The organism is Parabacteroides chinchillae (assembly GCF_900108035.1).
In the GTDB taxonomy this organism is placed as follows: Bacteria; Bacteroidota; Bacteroidia; order Bacteroidales; family Tannerellaceae; genus Parabacteroides; species Parabacteroides chinchillae.
The window spans coordinates 19,869-36,757 of record NZ_FNVS01000011.1 but is presented as its reverse complement, the minus strand read 5'-3'; the positions used below and the strand labels follow the sequence as shown (position 1 = coordinate 36,757).

10 protein-coding genes are annotated in these 16,889 nt (G+C 39.8%); 8 read left to right on the top strand and 2 right to left on the bottom strand.

The genetic code is table 11. The features are described 5' to 3' along the window. The first annotated feature begins 162 nt into the window (after positions 1 to 162). The 4 genes from C4S38_RS09915 to C4S38_RS09900 all read left to right on the top strand — a co-directional run bounded on the left by C4S38_RS09915 (position 163) and on the right by C4S38_RS09900 (position 8,219). Positions 163 to 2,415, top strand: coding sequence for a trypsin-like peptidase domain-containing protein (locus C4S38_RS09915; protein WP_103983614.1), 2,253 nt, complete (start codon positions 163 to 165; stop codon positions 2,413 to 2,415). A gap of 134 nt (positions 2,416 to 2,549) precedes the next feature. After that, a complete protein-coding gene (locus tag C4S38_RS09910) occupies positions 2,550 to 4,241 on the top strand; it encodes a tetratricopeptide repeat protein (protein WP_103983613.1) in 1,692 nt (563 codons plus the stop codon). A gap of 164 nt (positions 4,242 to 4,405) precedes the next feature. Then, positions 4,406 to 6,589 (top strand): LruC domain-containing protein, encoded by a 2,184-nt coding sequence (locus C4S38_RS09905; RefSeq protein ID WP_103983612.1) that lies wholly within the window; start codon positions 4,406 to 4,408, stop codon positions 6,587 to 6,589. A 103-nt stretch (positions 6,590 to 6,692) separates the two neighbouring features. Next, entirely contained in the window at positions 6,693 to 8,219 is a 1,527-nt protein-coding gene (locus C4S38_RS09900; RefSeq protein ID WP_103983611.1) for a DUF4434 domain-containing protein, read from the top strand. 180 nt (positions 8,220 to 8,399) lie between these two features. Here the strand turns inward: C4S38_RS09900 and typA are convergent, their stop codons facing one another. Next, on the bottom strand, positions 8,400 to 10,196 hold the full coding sequence (typA, locus tag C4S38_RS09895) for a translational GTPase TypA (RefSeq protein ID WP_103983610.1): 1,797 nt from the start codon (positions 10,194 to 10,196) through the stop codon (positions 8,400 to 8,402). A gap of 170 nt (positions 10,197 to 10,366) precedes the next feature. On the opposite strand from typA, the gene rpsO reads away from it, so the two are divergent. From rpsO to C4S38_RS09880, 3 genes are all read left to right on the top strand, one after another. Further along, complete coding sequence (gene rpsO, locus C4S38_RS09890; protein WP_099464629.1) at positions 10,367 to 10,636, top strand: 30S ribosomal protein S15; 270 nt, start codon at positions 10,367 to 10,369, stop codon at positions 10,634 to 10,636. A gap of 160 nt (positions 10,637 to 10,796) precedes the next feature. Beyond that, positions 10,797 to 11,381 carry a helix-turn-helix domain-containing protein gene (locus C4S38_RS09885; RefSeq protein ID WP_099464628.1) on the top strand — a complete coding sequence of 195 codons (585 nt, stop codon included), beginning with the start codon at positions 10,797 to 10,799 and terminating at the stop codon, positions 11,379 to 11,381. An 11-nt stretch (positions 11,382 to 11,392) separates the two neighbouring features. Then, positions 11,393 to 13,042, top strand: coding sequence for an AMP-binding protein (locus C4S38_RS09880; protein ID WP_103983609.1), 1,650 nt, complete (start codon positions 11,393 to 11,395; stop codon positions 13,040 to 13,042). A gap of 78 nt (positions 13,043 to 13,120) precedes the next feature. Here the strand turns inward: C4S38_RS09880 and C4S38_RS09875 are convergent, their stop codons facing one another. Continuing rightward, the gene (locus C4S38_RS09875; protein WP_103983608.1) at positions 13,121 to 15,352 is read right to left on the bottom strand and encodes a polyribonucleotide nucleotidyltransferase; all 2,232 of its coding nucleotides are present in this window, start codon (positions 15,350 to 15,352) and stop codon (positions 13,121 to 13,123) included. Between the two features lie 200 nt (positions 15,353 to 15,552). Here C4S38_RS09875 and C4S38_RS09870 point away from each other — a divergent pair, with 200 nt between their 5' ends. Continuing rightward, entirely contained in the window at positions 15,553 to 16,707 is a 1,155-nt protein-coding gene (locus tag C4S38_RS09870; RefSeq protein WP_103983607.1) for a TlpA disulfide reductase family protein, read from the top strand. Positions 16,708 to 16,889 lie beyond the last annotated feature (182 nt).

Here is a 16,889-nt window from a genome sequence, read left to right as displayed (position 1 = left end):
CCATACTTATAACTGTCCGCCATTCGACGGACAACCGTTCGATGTACGGAGGACAATCGTTCATTGGTCGGCGGACGATCGTCCGCCGACCAATGAACGATTATAAGTAAAGCACCAAAGATATAAAATATCAGCATATTTTTATCTACATTTGCCGGTATTATGAGTAAAGGGTTTCTTTTTATATCTGTTTTCCTGCTGTTGGCTGTCAAACCAACCATAGCCCAAATATCTCACGGAGGAAAGCCCCTGGCCTGGAATGCCCTGTCCGGAATAGAATCCAGAAGTGCAGAAGCTTCATTGTTTGTGGATATGCCGTCTTTTGACGTTGAAGAGGAATTACGCATCGATTCGCTTAATGAAAGTGATATGCGCGGCGGTTACCGTTTTGCCTATAAGTTCATAACCGACTACAATCCCAACAACTCAGGTGTAAATTTCACATTACCGGATGGCACGCGTGTGTGGCGGCTGGGAATCCGTTCCCCGGGTGCTTATTCTATTAATATCTTATTTACTCGATATGAATTGCCTGAAGGTGCCCAACTATTCTTATATAACCGGGACAGAAGCCAGATACTTGGCTCTTTCAACCAGATGAACAATTCCGAATCCGGAATCCTTCCTGTAGCACCAGTACAAGGCGACGAACTTATTATTGAATATCAGGAACCGGCCAAAGCCGCCTTCAGAGGGAAATTGACTGTTGGAGAAGTGAACCATGCCTACCGTAATTTAAGAGGAGACGAACCTAGGCCGGGCTCAGACGAATATAAAGCCATTCCTCCTTTAGCCTGTTACGCAACCGGGGGAAGTATTTATGAACCATTGGGCAGAAGTGTGGTAATGATGCTTATAGACGGAGTGATTGCATGTTCGGGCACATTAGTCAACAACATGCAAAATGACGGGAAACCTTATTTGCTTACGGCATCACATTGCCTGAACCGCAGTTTTACAGTCTCTAATCCCGATTACCAAAAGGTGGCCGGACGGATTGTGTTTTTCTTCAATTATGACAGTCCAACCTGCAATACTATTTTAAAAGGCACAGAAGAAATGTCCGTAGCCTCTGCCAAAAGTATTGCCATAAACGAACAAACTGACCTGGCATTACTTGAGCTATCACAACGCCCTCCGGTATATTACCAGCCATATTATGCCGGATGGAATGCAACACAGATAAGCAATCCTCCTTATGCAGGCATTCATCATCCCGGAGGTTCCGTAAAACGGATAAGTCTGTCGGAAGACAATATAAAGTTGAATACTTTTAATACAATCGGGACACATTTCTATGATAATTGTCATTGGCACGTACAAAAATGGTCTGACGGATTTACCTCAAAAGGCTCATCGGGTTCCGCACTATTCGACTCGGAAGGATACGTAATAGGAGCTTTATCCGGCGGACTATCCATGCAAGACAAACCATTTGACGACTTTTATTATGCACTTAGCCAGACGTGGACAATTTCGGAAGAAACAGATAAGCAACTAAAACACTGGCTGGACCCGGCCAATACAAATAAACTTTTATGCAAAGGGCTCGATCCTTACGAACAAGACCATTGTTTGAAACTGAGTAATGTGGAAGCTACCGGAAAACAGGAATTAATCGAAACGGCATCAATCCCGACAACTAACACCGAGCCTCTTTTCGGAAACAACTCCTTAGGTGTTACCGAATGTGCCGAAGCCTATACTATCACCGGCAAAGCCCTGATTTACGGAGCTTATTTTGTTACACCATCCGTTACAGGCAGTTATAAAGATCTGAATGTCGAGGTTAACGTTTATGGCGGGACAGACAAGCCCCAAACACTTTTACACACGGAACCATTCCGTCCCTCCTACCAGAACCTGAACACATCCGATAATTCTTTTCAGGAGACCGACAAGCCGTTAAACCGCTCACAAGAGACTTACATTCATTTTTCCAAACCTATCGCCGTTGATGGAACATTTTACATAAGTTATAAAATAACAGCCCCTAAAGGAACTACTTTCTCTGTCTATAATCTTCCGAAAGGAGAAACAACTAAAAACACGGCATGGGCTAATTACAACGGCAAGTGGATCGAGGCTACAACTTACCCGCAAAACCCATTCAGCACATCACTGTACATCGATCCGGTCATACAATATACAACAAGCGTTGGGATAGAAGATATAGAAGATAATAATCCTGTACGTATCTATTTAGAAAATAACCACAAAACACTACGCGTGTTGCTGCCCAACGGTACGGAAAAAGCCAGTTATGAACTATTATCCCTGGAAGGGAAAATTCTTCAGGCCGGAAACATCCGTTCCAATGTTGGCATCATCCCTGTAAATGTATCTGCAAAAGGAATTTATCTTGTGAAAATAACATGTAATAACAGATACTATACACAAAAGTTAATATTTTAATCAAAATTAGAAAGATTTTTCCTTATCTTTACCGCTCATAACAAAAAAAATACTTTAATTTTGCACTTTGATAGGTAAGGGACAATTGGAAGTGAATATATAAACATAGTAACATTTTAAACTTACATCAAATTATGAACAAAAAGTTTTTATTGCCTTTCTTAGTATTGGCAGCAATCGTAACCTTTTCTTCTTGTTCCAACAAGTTGAAACCGTTAGCAGAACAGTACATTAAAGCTGAACCGCAGCCGCTAGAGGCTATCGGTGGCAAAGTACCTGTAACTATCAATGCGACTTTCCCTGCTAAATGGTTCAATAAGAAAGCTGTAGTAACCGTTACTCCGGTACTTCGTTACCAGGGTGGTGAAGCTTGGGGTACTTCTTATACTTACCAAGGTGAAAAAGTGAAAGGTAACAACCAGGTTATCCCTCAAAAAGAAGGTGCAAACGTAACAATGAAGTCTTCTTTCACCTACAAACCTGAAATGAAGAAATCTGAACTGTATCTTACTTTCGAAGCAAAAATCAAAAACAAGACTGTTAAGTTGCCGGATGTAAAGATCGGTGAAGGCGTTATCGCTACATCAGAATTGGCAGACGCTGCATCAGCTAACGCTGCTATCGCCGCCGACAAATTCCAACGCATTATCAAAGAAGCTCATGATGCAAACATCATGTTCTTGATCCAACAAGCTAATCTTCGTGCAAAAGAAATCAACTCTGACGCAGTTAAAGAATGGAAGGAAATCGTTAAGAATGCAGACGAAGCTCCTAATCAGAATGTAGCTATCGAAATCCAGGCTTATGCTTCTCCTGATGGTGGTTTCAAATTGAACAATACATTGTCTGAAAACCGTGAAAAGAATACAACCAAATATCTGAACAAGGAATTGAAGAAGATGAAAGTTGATGCTCCGGTCGATGCTCGTTATACAGCTCAGGACTGGGAAGGTTTCAAAGAATTGGTATCTGCTTCCAACTTACAGGACAAAGATCTTATCTTGCGTGTAATCTCTATGTATCAGGATCCTGAAACAAGAGAAAAAGAAATCAAGAACATCTCTGCTGTTTATTTGGATTTGGCTAACACAATCCTGCCTCAGTTGCGTCGTTCTCGTTTGACAGCTAACGTTGAAATCATCGGTAAGTCTGATGACGAAATCAGCGCATTGGCTAAGAGCAATCCTTCTGAACTGAACGTAGAAGAAATTCTTTACGCTGCTACATTGACTAATAACAATGGCGAAAAGATGACTATCTATACTAAAGCTGCTGAATTATATCCTAACGATTACCGTACTTGGAACAACATCGGTATGATGGCATTCCGCGCTGGTGATTTGAACAAGGCAGAACAAATGTTCAACAAATCCAACTCAGTTAAGAACAATCCTGAAGCTAACATGAACTTAGGTTTGATCGCTTTAACTAAGGGTGACCAAGCTAAGGCTCAGCAATTGTTCGGTAGCGCTGCCGGTGTTGCTGAATTGAGCGAAGCTCTGGGTGTTCTTTATCTGGAACAAGGCGAATGGGCTAAAGCTGCTAACTCTTTCGGTTCAGTTAAGTCTAACAACGCTGCATTGGCTCAGATCCTGGTTAAGGATTACAGCAAAGCTTCTCAAACATTGAATGCAGTTGCTACTCCTGACGCTATCACTTCTTACTTGAAAGCTGTTGTTGCTGCCCGTACAAACGATGCTAACGGTGTTATCAGCAATTTGAAAGCTGCTATCGCTGCAGATAAGGCTTTGGCTAAAGAAGCTGCTATCGATCTGGAATTTGCTAAATATGCAACTAATGCAGATTTCGCATCATTGGTTAAATAAGTAACTATTTTAGATCATATAAAGCGGGTATCTCTTACGAGGTACCCGCTTTTCTTTTATCCAGACTTTCGAAAATGCAATGAAAAACAACAAGTTTCAATAATACACACAAATAATTTGTTTATATTTGCAAAAACTACGAATATTCACAAAAAACACATGCCATGAAATCATTAATAGCATTTATCGGGAGTATAATCCTTCTACTATTTTCTTCCTGCGAGCAGAAAGGTGTATATGTGGAAAAAGAAGAACCAAAGCCTCCTTTGACCGAGGAGAATGATTTTACCTTCCAAACAAAAAAAGATAAAACTGTAGAAGTGATTGCCATCAACGGCAAAGGTAATTATGCCGCAGGTGTTCCATTCTATTTCTATATGGAAACACCTTATACTGACGAAGGAGATTTAAAAGATATTTCTCCTATATTCTATGGAATTACCGGAGAAAATGGAATACTCACAGCCAATATAACAGTACCGGATGCTGTAAAGATTTTATATATCAGGACAGATATTGCCGGTTTTGGCGGTATGCAAACCTATCAAGTACCGGAAGAAGGAACCGGAACAGTCACTTTTCGAGGTCCTTCCCCATCTTTTATATCCGGAACAAGAAGCAGCAACCTGAAAGCAGAAGAAGAGTTCCCATCCATAGCAATATTTCCTGAAACAGTCAACAACGTATACACCTTTTACGAAGGAGCAACCGATTCTTACAACGGTTTACCTGCCTATACGACACAGAATCCCAAACCGGCAGAAAATACATCACTCGATACAAATGGTTCTCCATTAGTGAATTATAAAGGTATCGTTTCTTTTGTAGATGACATGGTGTCTGTCAACAAGAAAGCAGATGAGCTATTCCCTGAATTAAATGTTTCCTTTAAAGAAGAAAACAAATATTTATTAGAAGAAAAAAATAATACCGACTTGGTTGTAACAAGCGCGAATGGAGCAGAAATCTGGGCAACCTATATCGGAGATGGAGGATTCAGCCTGAAAAACGAAAATGTATCCTATAATACACTATGTTATTTCCATTATCCGGCAGGCACTATTCCTGATGCGAGCACAATACGGAAAAATATATTATTCCCGAATACGGATCCGGAATGCACTCCTTCGGGAATACGGGTACAATTACTTTACTGGGATGGAAACAAATATACGAAAGTCTTTCCTAAAGGGACAAAAATAGGTTGGTGCATGATACAAAACGGTTATGGAAAAGAATCCAATATGGCTCAACATCCAAACCGTTTCAGCGAATGGAGAATGAAAATATTAGAAAGCTACCGGTACTCTCTTGCTCCTATGAACAAAGAAATACGGGCAATAAAAGGATTTCCGTCAGAACCAAGTTACAATCAATTTGTAGGACGTTTTGTTGAAGAACTGAACGGAACCATCTACGGAGCAGAGAACAGGGTTACCATGTCCAAAGAAAACGGGAAAATATCGGATGACGATTTTAATGACATTTTATTTTTTACCACCTCTAATCCGGTAGTCAAGCCCAACACAGACATAAACGATAACTTTGAAGATACTAATAATAAAGATGTCATAAGTGAACTGTGCGGTACACTGGCTTTCGAAGATATGCATCCAAGTATCGGCGACTATGATCACAACGATGTGGTTATTGATTACAAATACAATCTGATTAAAAGTAAAGAAACTGCTCAGCTAAATGCAATACAATTAGATTTCTTAGTCAGAGGAGCCGGAGGCATGCGCACTTCCGGTTTCGGTATAGAATTGCCGCAAATTAACAAAAGCGACATCGCCAATATATCAGAGAATGTTATTTATGAATCTGATTGCAGCAAACCTGTATTTATTATTTATAATAACATACGGGAAGTATTTGGAGGAACGAGTGGTATAATTAATACATATCCCGGTACACCCCATATACCTTCATCACCAAAAACGGTTCGAATCGATTTAAAAACATTGTCTGCAGAAGAATCGAACAGCATTACCGTACTGGCATTCAATCCGTTCATATTTGTAGATAACAGAGGCAACGAAACACATCTTATCGACTATAAACCGACAACTAAAAACACAAAGAAGTTCGGTACTATGGATGATAAGTCGGATGGCGTCAGCACATTCTACCGTAGTAATAATGGATTTGCCTGGGCATTGGATATCACCAAAGCAAACTCCAGTGCCGAATCATGGTACTATCCTAAAGAGGGAACAAATATTACTGAGGCATACCCCGGATATACCAATTGGGCTAGTGGTAATCATACAAATACATCATGGTTTGACCGGACAAACGGAATCGAGGAAAATCTCTATATTCCTCCGAAAAATACAGAAGAGTAGAATACCGGAATTCATAAAAAATACAAAATTAATAAGACCCTGTACGTATAAATACGTTTATCAGGGTCTTATTTGCGTTATCGTATTAATATTACCGAAAAACATGAACATATTAGGGAAAACTATTACACTATTCATGCTGCTGTCTTTATGCAGCATACAAACAGTCAATTCGAGTACAACAAAGCCGGTTCGTGGAACATGGCTTAATCTAACTTATCAGGATGTACGCAATAAATACATGAACCCTGCACATATAGATAATACCAACCCGGATTTATGGAGGCTCAAAGTAAAAGAACTGTCGGAAATGGGTGTGAATTATCTGGTCATTTTGGCCGTCGCCAATGAAGGAAAGGCATTTTACCCGTCTAGCTTTATGCCACCTGCCTATCCGGCAGACCGTGAAAGTCCGGTAGAAGCTATTATGAACGCAGCCGATGGTAATAACATGCAGGTTTTTATGAGTTGTGGCTGGGCTAAAAACCAAGATGATGATCTTCGCAAACCCGAAATACGCAAAACACAGATACGGATAATGGAAGAAGTAGCCGCAAAATTCGGTCATCATAAATCATTCTACGGATGGTATTTACCGGTTGAAGATGCCGTTAATCCTTATCTGCCGGAACATGCCGTCGATGCTGTTAATACATTAACGGCAGAAGCACGCCGTTGCAAACCGGATGCTGTAGTAATGGTTTCTCCTTATGGAGTTCGTTTATCAAATGTAGATGATCCTAAGTTCGGGGAACAAATAGCAAAATTAAAAGTAGATATTATTGCATTCCAGGATGAAATAGGGTGTGTGCCTGAAACACTTCCACTGCCTCTGATGAAAGAAAATTTCCGTAAGCTATGCGATATTCATAAAAAAGCCGGAATCCGTTTTTGGGCAAACAACGAATCGTTTACTTGGGAGAAAGGAACAAATTCCAGAAAATCGGCATTAATCCCTGCAGCATTTCCGCGTTTCCTTTCCCAAATGACCGGAGTAACGAAGGCTGGCGCCGAAGAAGTAATCAGTTTTGCTATGTATGGTATATATGACAAGCCGAGCTCGGAAATGCCTATCGGACAACCATGCTTGTCAGCCAAAGCCTATCTGGATTATATGGATTGGAAAGCAGGGAAAGGACGCTGGCCTTTGTTAGAAGCTACATTTACAAATGATCTATACCACGATGCCATAGATAAGAATATAACATTTATATCACAACCAAGTTCTAAATATAATAGAGGAAATCTGACAGACAAGAAACTAGGTGATGAAGATATGAAAAACCCGAATTGGTTAGGATTTAAAGATAAAGACATGGATGCCATATTAGATTTAGATTCTGTAAAGGTTATCCGGACATTAGCAATCCGCTTCCTGAACTATCTGCCTAAATCCATAGCTTTGCCTGATATGGTAGACTTCTATTTGTCTACGGATGGAGAATCCTTTAAAAAGGTAAAGACCGTGGCAATGGAAACAACACCTAATAACATACATGATTGCTGGATTGATATTGCTGTAGCCGACGGATTAAATGAACAGGCACGCTACATTAAGATTGTTGCCTCCAACAAGGCCAATTACTGGCTGTTGGCAGACGAAATACTAGTAAATCCCGAATTTAATTAAAATTCAAAGGATGTACAAATACAAAGCGGGCACCTATGAATTTCTAATAAATATATTGAGCGAGGAATGAAGCTGCAATAATCGTAAAAAACACAGCATGTGCAAGCTTTTAAACAAAACAATATAGGCGATATAAATTGATTTATACCGCCTATACCTCTACTTTATCTGTTAAAAATTTTATCTTCCGGCACGTTTGCGTTCTATTTCATCCAAAATAATTTTACGCATACGCATACTATTAGGCGTAATTTCAACATACTCATCTCCTTTGATATATTCCAAAGCATCTTCCAAACTAAATACTGTAGGAGGAGCCAAAGAGACTTTGTCGTCGGAACCGGATGCACGCATATTTGTAAGTTTCTTTGATTTCGTAACATTTACTACCAAATCATTTTCCTTAGTATGCTCTCCAACAACCTGTCCTGCATATACCTCTTCCTGAGGTTCAATAAAGAAACGTCCGCGTGACTGCAAGTTATTCAAAGCGTAAGCATAAGCCGTACCAGTTTCCATTGCTATGATAGAACCATTCATACGGCGTTCTATATCACCTTTCCAAGGTTGATATTCCAAGAAACGGTGTGCCATAATAGCTTCTCCGGCCGATGCGGTAAGGACAGCATTATTCAAACCGATAATACCACGGGAGGGAATTACAAATTCCAAATGCATACGTTCATTCTTACTTTCCATCATAGTCATTTCACCCTTACGCTTGGTTACCATATCAATAATACGGCTCGAGCAGTCTTCCGGTAAATTAACTGTAAGCTGTTCTACCGGTTCACATTTAACGCCATCAATCTCTTTAATGATAACCTGCGGTTGTCCGACTTGTAATTCATACCCTTCACGGCGCATGGTTTCTATCAAGACAGACAAATGCAATACGCCACGGCCATATACTAGCCATGAATCTGCCGAGTCTGTAGGAACAACACGCAAAGCCAGATTTTTATCCAATTCTTTCTGCAAACGTTCGAAAATATGACGGGAAGTAACGAACTTTCCTTCTTTTCCGAAGAATGGAGAATTATTGATTGTAAAAAGCATAGACATCGTTGGTTCGTCAATAGCAATTGTTGGCAAAGCCTCCGGCTCATTCGCGTCTGCAATTGTTTCACCAATTTCAAAACCTTCGATACCGATAATAGCACATATATCGCCAGACTGAACAGCATTTACCTTGGTACGTCCTAATCCTTCAAAAACGTCAATTTCCTTGATTCTTGATTTTACCATCGAACCATCGCGCTTACACAACATAATGTCCTGACCTTCTCTTAATTCGCCACGATGTACGCGACCTACCGCAATACGGCCTACATATTTGGAATAGTCAAGCGAAGTGATCAACATCTGTGAAGAACCTTCCAATACCTGAGGCTCTGGTATATGTTCAACAATTGCGTCCAGCAAAGCGGTAATATCTTCTGTCGGATGATTCCAATCTGTAGACATCCACCCTTGTTTTGCAGATCCGTATATAGTAGGGAAATCCAATTGTTCTTCTGTCGCATCCAAACTAAACATCAGGTCGAACACCATTTCCTGTACTTCAGACGGACGGCAATTCGGTTTATCTACCTTATTAATTACAACAATTGGTTTTAATCCGAGTTGGATCGCTTTCTGTAATACAAAACGGGTCTGAGGCATCGGACCTTCGAATGCATCAACTAATAACAAGCATCCGTCTGCCATATTCAATACACGTTCAACTTCTCCTCCGAAGTCTGCGTGTCCCGGAGTATCAATGATATTGATCTTACAATCTTTATAGTTAATTGATACGTTTTTGGCAAGGATAGTAATACCTCTTTCGCGTTCCAGGTCGTTATTATCCAGGAACTGATCCGGCTCAGCCTGTCCTTCACGGAAGAGCTTGCCGGCTAATAACATCTTATCCACGAGTGTTGTTTTACCGTGGTCTACGTGCGCGATAATCGCGATGTTTCTGATCTTTTGCATTGAAGACTAATTTATTGGGCACAAAAATACAATATTTTTATGACATCTCAGTGACATTCAATGCCCAAAATATAAAAAAGAAAGACAAAAGTCTTGCAAATCAAAAAGTAATCCATATCTTTGCATCCGCTTAGATAACATAGTATTAATTTATTAAAGTAACAAGAATCATGTTTTTAGATTCAGAAAAGAAAAAAGAACTTTTTGAGAAGTACGGAAAGTCAGCTACTGACACCGGTTCTGCAGAAAGCCAAATTGCTTTATTCACAGTTCGTATTGCTCACTTAACAGGACACTTGAAGGTTAATCACAAAGACCATAGTTCTGAAAGAGCACTAAAGATGTTGGTAGGTAAGCGTCGTCGTTTATTGGATTACCTGATAAAAGTTGATATCGAAAGATATCGTTCTATCATCAAAGAACTTGGTATAAGAAAGTAAAAAATTCACTTCATACGAAGTTTATAAAGGGGTAGCTTGATCATAAAGCTACCCCTTTTTCTTTTACTTATTGAGTGTATAATAAAATATTAATGTAAATTTGCGGCGTTTGGTTACAAAATATCAAACTTAATACGGATTCTAATATAAAATCATACTTATGGGAAATAACAAAATAATCGGTGCCAAAATACAAAGCATCCGAGAATCAAAGCAATTGTCGATCGAAGAAGTTGCAGAACGCTCAGGTTTGAAAGTGGAACAGATTGAACGTATTGAGTCAAATATAGACTTTCCGTCTTTGGCTCCTCTAATAAAAATAGCCCGGGTATTCGGTGTAAGATTAGGAACGTTCCTCGACGACCAATCCGAATTAGGACCTGTCATCTGCCGCAAAAAAGACAGCAATGAAACAAACAGCATAGGCTTCACCAACAACGCATCTATGGAACGAAAGCACATGGAATACCATTCGCTTTCACAAGATAAATCCGGACGCCACATGGAACCGTTCCTGATTGATATAGCTCCATCGGAAGAAGGTGTAGACTTCGTTCTTTCTACACATGAAGGTGAAGAATTTATCTATGTATTAGATGGTATAGTGGAAATAAACTATGGAAAAAACACGTTCGTCTTGGAAGAAGGAGATAGTATTTATTATGATTCAATTGTAGCCCATCATGTACATGCCGGAACAGACAGTACGGCCAGAATCTTAGGTGTTGTTTATACTCCTTATTAATCTTTACAGATATGGAATTACAAAACAGAACACTCGGCCAATGGCTTGAGCATTGGGCGGAAACCACACCAGACAAAGAATATATTGTATATTCCGATCGTGATTTGCGCTTTACATGGAGTGAGTTTAATAAACGTGTCGACAACATGGCGAAAGGATTACTTTCCATTGGAGTAAAACACGGAACACATGTCGGAATCTGGGCAACAAACGTTCCGGATTGGTTAACATTCCTTTTTGCAGGTGCTAAAATCGGGGCTGTATTGGTAACAGTCAACACCAATTACAAACAGAGTGAATTAGAGTTTCTGGTTGAAAATGCAGACATCCATACTCTATGTATTACAGACGGTGTATTCGACGGAAGTTATGTTGACATGGTTTATACTATGCTTCCCGAATTAAGAGAATCGCAACGAGGCTATCTGAAAAGTAAAAAATTTCCTGTATTAAAAAACATAGTTTATATCGGTCAGGAAAAATATCGTGGTATGTACAATACCCCGGAATTATTGCTATTAGGCGATAATGTAAGTAATGAAACATTAGCTGAAGCAAAAGCAAAAGTAAACTGCCACGACGTTGTGAATATGCAATACACGTCCGGAACAACCGGATTTCCCAAAGGAGTCATGCTGACACACCATAATATAACCAACAATGGTTTTTTAACGGGTGAACACATGAAGTTCACAGCAGATGATAAGCTTTGTTGCTGTGTGCCTCTGTTTCATTGTTTTGGTGTAGTATTAGCTTCTATGAACGTATTGACACATGGTTGTACGCAGGTTATGGTTGAGAAGTTTGACCCGCTAGTTGTACTTGCCTCTATTCACAAAGAACGGTGTACTGCTCTTTATGGAGTACCTACTATGTTTATAGCAGAGCTGAATCATCCAATGTTTAAGATGTTTGATCTTACCTCTCTCCGTACCGGTATTATGGCAGGTTCCCTTTGTCCCGTTGAACTAATGAAACAGGTAGATGAGAAAATGTTCATGCGCGTAACCAGTGTGTATGGCTTAACAGAAACATCACCGGGCATGACTCATTCACGAATTGACGATCCGGCTGAAATACGATATAATACAGTAGGACGTGACTTCGAGTTTACCGAAGTACGCGTGATTGATCCTGAAACCGGAGAAGAATGCCCTGTTGGCGTACAGGGAGAAATGTGTAACCGCGGTTATAATAATATGAAAGGTTACTATAATAACCCGGCTGCTACTGCTGAAATAATTGATAAAGACGGTTTCTTACATAGTGGTGATCTCGGAGTAAAAGATGAAAACGGAAATTACCGTATTACCGGACGTATCAAAGATATGATAATCCGTGGTGGTGAGAATATTTATCCTCGTGAAATAGAAGAATTTTTATATCATTTAGAAGGTGTAAAAGACGTGCAGGTGGCAGCTGTTCCATCAAAAAAATATGGAGAAGAAGCCGGAGCTTTCATTATTCTACATGAAGGAGTGAGCATGACAGAAGATGTAGTAAAAGATTTTTGCCGTGGTAAAATTGCCCGTCACAAAATACCCAAATATGTGTTTTTTATCGACACATTCCCTATGACCGGAAGTGGCAAGATACAAAAGTTTAAATTAAAAGATCTAAGCCTGCAGCTACTAAAAGAACAAGGAATAGAACCAATATAAGTATTATAATAAGTACATAAGTAAAGGGGCTATCTACACTCGTTAGATAGCCCCTTTCTTTATAATAATAATGAATGATTATTCTTGACGGTCACGGTATGGTGTACGATTTTCACGATCCTGACGAGGACCACGATCGCCACGTTCCGGTCTTGGTCCGCGCTCTTGTCTTGGCGGACGTTCTTCATAACCTTCCGGTTTAGGAAGAAGGACTTTGTGAGAAAGTTTGAACTTACCTGTTTTTGCGTCAATATCGACTAACTTAACAGAGATGGTATCACCTTCTTTCAAACCTGCTTGTTCCACTGTTTCCAAACGTTTCCAGTCAATTTCAGAAATGTGAAGCAAACCATCTTTTCCCGGCATAAACTCTACAAATGCGCCGTAAGGCATGATAGAAGATATTTTACCTTCGTAAACTTCACCTACTTCTGGAACAGCAACGATACCTTTGACAGCTCTGATTGCTGCATCAATAGTTTCTTTATTGTTGCCTGCAATTTCAATTCTTCCAGCACCATCTACTTCTTCAATAGTGATTGTTGCTCCGGTTTTTTCCTGGATTCCCTGGATAATCTTCCCGCCCGGGCCGATTACTGCACCGATGAATTCTTTACCGATAATCATTGTTTCGATGCGTGGAGTATGCGGTTTCAAATCTGAACGGGTTTCCGGTTGTGCTTCCATTATCTTGCCTAGGATGTGCATACGGCCGGCTTTTGCCTGGGCTAGCGCATTCTCAAGAATTTCGTAAGACAATCCGTCTACTTTGATATCCATTTGAGTTGCAGTAATGCCATCTTCTGTGCCGGTAACCTTGAAGTCCATGTCCCCTAAGTGGTCTTCGTCCCCTAAGATGTCCGAAAGGATAGCGTAATTCGTACCTTTGTTTTCGGAAATAAGTCCCATAGCGATACCTGATACTGGTTTTTTCATCGCTACACCTGCATCTCTCAGGGCTAATGTTCCTGCACAAACAGTTGCCATAGAAGAAGAACCATTTGATTCCAAAATGTCGGAAATGACGCGTACAACATAAGGATAGTTTTCCGGAATCATACGTTTCAGGGCACGCCATGCTAAATGGCCGTGTCCAATTTCACGACGTCCGACACCGCGGGATGCTTTAGCTTCACCAGTGGAGAACGGAGGGAAATTATAATGTAAAAGGAAACGTTCTTTGCTTTGGTTCAATACGTCGTCTATCATCTTTTCATCAGATTTAGTACCTAATGTGACGGTAGATAATGATTGTGTTTCACCACGTGTAAAAATAGCGGATCCGTGAGGGCCTGGCAAACAGTCAGTTTCGATCCAAATCGGACGGATTTCAGTTGTTTTACGGCCATCCAAGCGTTTTCCTTCATCAAGGATAGCTCGACGCATTGCTTCTTTTTCTACATCATGATAGTAACGGCCGATCATTTCAACTTTTTCGTCGGTCAGTTCTTCTTCGGAGAATTGAGCCTTATAATCTTCGATAATTTTCTCGAAAGCTTCGGCACGCTCGTGCTTGCCTATGCCTGACGTTGCAACTGCATAAGCGCTTGCATAGCATTTGTCGTGTACATCTTTGCGAAGTTCTTCATCGTTTACTTCATGGCAGTATTCGCGTTTGTTTAATTTGCCACAAGCTTCAGATAATTCAATCTGTGCCTGGCACTGTTTCTTGATTGCTTCGTGAGCAACTTTGATGGCTTCAAGCATTTCGGATTCCTGAACTTCGTTCATTTCTCCTTCTACCATCATGATGTTGTCTAAAGTGGCACCAACCATGATGTCGATATCCGCTTTTTCTAATTGTGAGAAAGTCGGGTTTACGATAAACTGACCATCAACACGGGCAACACGTACTTCAGAGATAGGACCATTAAAAGGAATATCGGAAACAGCTAATGCTGCAGAAGCTGCTAAACCAGCTAATGCGTCCGGCATATCTTCGCCATCAGCAGAAAACAATATGATGTTTACGTATACTTCAGCATGGTAGTTGTCTGGAAAAAGCGGACGGAGGGCACGGTCTACCAGACGTGATGTAAGGATTTCATAGTCGGAAGCTTTACCTTCTCTTTTTGTAAAACCTCCAGGAAAACGGCCAAATGCAGAATATTTTTCTTTGTATTCAACCTGTAACGGCATAAAGTCAACACCGGGATTTGCATCTTTTGCGGCACATACGGTAGCTAGAAGTACAGTGTTGTTCATACGAACAGTAACTGAACCATCTGCCTGTTTTGCCAATTTCCCGGTTTCGATTGTGATGGTTCTTCCATCACTTAATTCGATCGTCTTGTTAATTGGATTAAGCATAATCTTCTTTTCTTATTTTTCTATCTATAAAAATTGCTGCAAATGTAATGAAAGTTTGAGTGTAAATACATGAAAATGAAAATAAATAACGAGTTAAAAGTAGTTTTTTGTAAAAAACCTCGGAAGAATTATAGAATAATAGTGTCACAATTGCAAATTAATGTATATTTGCAGCACAAAATATATAGATATAAAAAGCAATGAAACAAATATCTACTAAATTGCTGGTTGTGCTCTGTGTGATGTCATTTTTATTTACGTCTTGTAATAAATCTGAATTTACGGTGAAAGGTGTGGTAGCGGGTGCTGATGGCCAGATAATGTATTTGGAGAATGTAGGCATATCAAATGTTACTTTACTGGATTCGGTAAAATTGACTGCTTCCGGTAAATTCAAGTTTTCGAAACCCCGTCCTGCTTTTCCTGATTTTTATCAACTGAGATTAAATAATCAATTGATTAACTTTTCTGTAGATTCAACGGAAACTATTACAATTGCTGCTGATGCAGGTACATTTGCGACCTCTTATACTGTCGATGGTTCTGAAAATTGTAAAGCGATGAAAGCTATTACTCTGGCTCAATTGGATGCAAATCAGATAATAGGTCGTTTACGTAAAGAGTATGAAGCGAAACAATTAGCAGATACTACATACAGGGACAAGGTTCTGGCTGCGGCAAATGCATATAAAGATGTGGCATTTAAGTATATTTATTCCGCCCCGATGTCGGCTGCGGCTTATTTTGCTTTATTTCAGCAGGTAGATGGCTTATTATTTTTCGATTTATATGACAAGAAGGATTCTAAAGCTTATGGCGCGGTTGCTACTAGCTTTGATCATTATTATCCGGAAAGTCCCCGCTCGAAACATCTCCATAATTTAGCATTGCAATCTATAAAAGTAATTCGTGCCCAACGTCCTGTGACATTGAATAATGTAGATGCAAATGAAATAAGTTTCGTGGATATAGCATTGCCCAACGTTCGTGGTAATGTTGTTAAGCTTTCAGAGATTGCTAAAGACAGGCCGGTGTTGATTAATTTTACGGCTTTTCAGACTGAATGGTCTCCTGCGTTAAATATGGAGTTGGGAGATTTGTACACTAAGTACCATGATAAGGGATTGGAAATATATCAGATTTCTCTGGATAGCGATTCTCATTTCTGGAAAAACGGTGCTTCAAATCTTCCATGGATATGTGTGCGTGATCCGCAATCGGTTTATTCTCAAATTGCCGGTTTATATAATGTGAAACAACTACCTGCAATATTTATTTTAGACCGGAAAGGTAATTTGGTAAAACGTGTTGATGATGTGAAAAAATTAGAATCTGATGTGAAGTCGGTTCTGTGAAATTCTTAGTAAACAATCAAGTAGATATGTTGTAAAGCACTTTTAGAAAGTTGTATGTCTTGAAAAAAAAGCATACTTTTGTAAAGTGTTAATGAAATAGAAGAGGAGTTCCGGCCAGGTACTGGTCGGGATTCTTTTTTTATTATGTCGTAAATAAATTTGTTAAAATAAAAATTTAAGGA

Coding starts and splice junctions, on each gene's coding strand:
- C4S38_RS09910 (WP_103983613.1), top strand. CDS start 2,550: ATGAACAAAAAGTTTTTATTGCCTTTCTTAGTATTGGCAGCAATCGTA.
- C4S38_RS09905 (WP_103983612.1), top strand. CDS start 4,406: ATGAAATCATTAATAGCATTTATCGGGAGTATAATCCTTCTACTATTT.
- C4S38_RS09875 (WP_103983608.1), bottom strand. CDS start 15,352: ATGCTTAATCCAATTAACAAGACGATCGAATTAAGTGATGGAAGAACC.
- rpsO (WP_099464629.1), top strand. CDS start 10,367: ATGTTTTTAGATTCAGAAAAGAAAAAAGAACTTTTTGAGAAGTACGGA.
- typA (WP_103983610.1), bottom strand. CDS start 10,196: ATGCAAAAGATCAGAAACATCGCGATTATCGCGCACGTAGACCACGGT.
- C4S38_RS09885 (WP_099464628.1), top strand. CDS start 10,797: ATGGGAAATAACAAAATAATCGGTGCCAAAATACAAAGCATCCGAGAA.
- C4S38_RS09880 (WP_103983609.1), top strand. CDS start 11,393: ATGGAATTACAAAACAGAACACTCGGCCAATGGCTTGAGCATTGGGCG.
- C4S38_RS09870 (WP_103983607.1), top strand. CDS start 15,553: ATGAAACAAATATCTACTAAATTGCTGGTTGTGCTCTGTGTGATGTCA.
- C4S38_RS09915 (WP_103983614.1), top strand. CDS start 163: ATGAGTAAAGGGTTTCTTTTTATATCTGTTTTCCTGCTGTTGGCTGTC.
- C4S38_RS09900 (WP_103983611.1), top strand. CDS start 6,693: ATGAACATATTAGGGAAAACTATTACACTATTCATGCTGCTGTCTTTA.